The organism is Methylobacterium sp. CCH5-D2, from assembly GCF_001556475.1.
Classification (GTDB): domain Bacteria; phylum Pseudomonadota; class Alphaproteobacteria; order Rhizobiales; family Beijerinckiaceae; genus Methylobacterium; species Methylobacterium hispanicum.
In genome coordinates this window covers 1-1,694 of the sequence record NZ_LSIX01000144.1, presented here as the reverse complement: position 1 = coordinate 1,694, position 1,694 = coordinate 1, and the positions used below count along the sequence as shown (strand labels likewise).

Genomic DNA, 1,694 nt, shown 5'->3' with positions numbered 1-1,694 from the left:
GGCAGAACCAGGACGGGGGAGCCGATCCCGGGGCTGCGCGCCCCGGACCCCGCCTGCAGCGCCTTCAGGCGCCCAAAGGGCCTTGGCCCTTGGGGATCCCGGGACTTCACAGCCGCGGCCAGCGCAGCAGGCGGTCGGGCGCGAAGGGCGCGAGCGGCAGAGCGGGCTCGGCGCCGGTGGCGAGGTCGGCCACCAGCTCTCCGGTGATCGGCCCGGTCGAGAGGCCGATATGGCCGTGGCCGAAGGCGAGGATCAGGCCCGCGTGGCGGGGTGCCCGGCCGATCACCGGCATGCCGTCCGGCGTCGAGGGGCGCGAGCCCATCCAGGGCTGGTTGTCCAGCGGGCCGCCGAGGCGCAGCGTGCCCGCGGCCTCCCGCGCCGCCGCCTCGATCTGCCGGTGGTCGGGCGCGGCGCCCCGGGCGTTCAGCTCGACGCCCGAGAGCACCCGCACCCGGCCCTCTCCCATCGGCGCGATGATCGAGCCGGCGCCGGTGTCGAGCACGGGCCGGGTCAGCGGCGGGCTGTCCGGGTGCAGGGCGTAGTGCCGGTGGTAGCCGCGCTCGGCCGCGAAGGCGAAGCGGTAGCCGAGCGGGCGCAGGATCTCGGCCGAGGCGGCGCCCGCCGCCACCACGACCTGCCGCGCCCGGACGGCGCCGCCCGCATAGGCCACGCGCCAGCCCTCGGCCTCCGGGGCCAGCCCCGTGACGGCGCCCCGCAGGTAGCGCCCGCCGGTCTGGCTGAAGAGCCGCTCGCAGGCCTCGATCAGGGCGCCGGGCTCGCTCAGCGCGGCCGTCTCGGTGAGCAGCATGGCCCGCGCGTAGGGCCGCACCAGGGCGGGTTCGCGGTCGCGCAAGGCCGCCCCGTCGAGGATCTCCAGGGCGACGCCGTGCTCGGCCAGGATCGCCCGCTCCAGCGCGGCGCCCGCGAAGGCGGTCTCCGTGCGGTAGAGCTTGAGCCAGCCGGACCGGTGCAGGCGCGCGCGCGTGCCGGCCCGTTCCGCGAGGCGCTCGTGGGCCGGGTAGGCGGCGGTGGTCAGCGGCACGAGCGCGGCCGCCGCCCGACGCCAGCGCGATTCCCGCGCCGCGGCCAGGAAGTGCAGGCCCCAGGGCACCACCCGGACCAGGTGGGCGTGGTTGAGCCGCAAGGCGCTGTCGGCGTTGCGCAGGTAGGCCGGCAGCTTCGGCCAGAGCGCCGGGCCGGCCATCGGGAAGATCGAGCCGCGGCTCAGCACGCCGGCATTGCCGTAGGAGGTGCGCGCCCGCGCCTCGCCCGGATCGACGAGCGCCACCGCGAGGCCGCGCTCGCCGAGCGCGAGGGCCGAGGCGAGACCGACCATGCCGCCTCCGACGACGACGATATCCGGGTCTGGCATGCGGGTTCTCCGGGCGGCGGTTCGGGTCTCCATAGCGCCGGCGACGCTCGCCGGCACCCTGGATCGCGCGCACGCGACGGTTGCGCCGGCGCGCTCCGCGGCGGCGGTGCTCCGTCGGGCACGGAACCCTCCTCCCGCGCGGCGAGGTGATGGCCTCTGACGATGCCGCCTTTCTCGCCGTGTTTCTCGCCGTCGTCCCGGTGGCGCCCACCGCCCCCGGGATGAGGGCGCCGAGAACCGGATCGCCCGATGCGCTCGCCCCGCCCGTACGGGCGGGGACGGATCCCGCGAGCCCCGCTCAGCCCGCCTTCCCCCGCGCCTC

Annotated in this window: 1 protein-coding gene; it reads right to left on the bottom strand. The window is 77.4% G+C overall.

Features of this window, described 5'->3' with window-relative positions; genetic code table 11:
- Positions 1-106: 106 nt before the first annotated feature.
- Entirely contained in the window at positions 107-1,372 is a 1,266-nt protein-coding gene (locus AX737_RS03250) for an FAD-dependent oxidoreductase (protein WP_066918956.1), read from the bottom strand.
- Between the last annotated feature and the right edge of the window lie 322 nt (positions 1,373-1,694).